Here is a 683-nt window from a genome sequence, read left to right on the forward strand (position 1 = left end):
CCCAAGACTGCCTCCCCAAAAGCAGCCTTGAATCTGATTTGCCCCTAAAAGGGAATCCTTAGAGTCCACACCACCTAAGGCTGCATCCGTTCCGCGATACCTTCAAAGGCCCGCTCGGGGCCGCGCGCATTTCCATGGGCGCTGACGACGACCCCCGGCGCTTAATATGCGCGCAGCTTGATCCAGGCCCACTGATTGAATGAAGTCGCTGCAGGTACAACCGCGGCCGATGGCTAAGCTGATCGTCTATCCGATCACCGAGGGCAGATCAGGGGAATCCGATCGACTAACTCGGTGATGAACGGGAAGGTGGGGAACGGCACACCACCGCCGCGCCCCGGCGCGAAACTGGTCTCGTCCCGGCAAGTTTGAGGAGGTGCTGCCGTTCGCGAAGCGCCTGCGGCCATCCTTCCTTGACGTCGAGGCGCTGATCCGGGCCACGCCGCAGTTTTTTGAGTACCCGGAGTGCGATCGCGATCCGCTTCCTTCTTTCCGTGCGTGAGCTTATGGGTCGAGGTCAAACTCTTGGGCAGCGGGAGCTTGCGCACTCGTTCCACGCGGACAAGAATTTCACCTTCTGGTGACGGAAAAGGTGCCGATCGATCAGCTAGAGCGTGTTGTTTTTTAGCGGAATCGGGATTCCCAATTGGAGGAATTTCTGATTCAAACTCCATGCTGGGGCC

Annotated in this window: 1 protein-coding gene; it reads right to left on the minus strand. The window is 58.7% G+C overall.

The window, feature by feature from the left end; translation table 11 throughout:
* Positions 1-254: 254 nt before the first annotated feature.
* Positions 255-683 (minus strand): hypothetical protein (locus ACZXDY_RS46220; RefSeq protein ID WP_464350059.1); only part of this gene is annotated, 429 nt, incomplete at its 5' end.

The sequence above is a fragment of the Bradyrhizobium sp. LeoB3 genome (assembly GCF_055456055.1).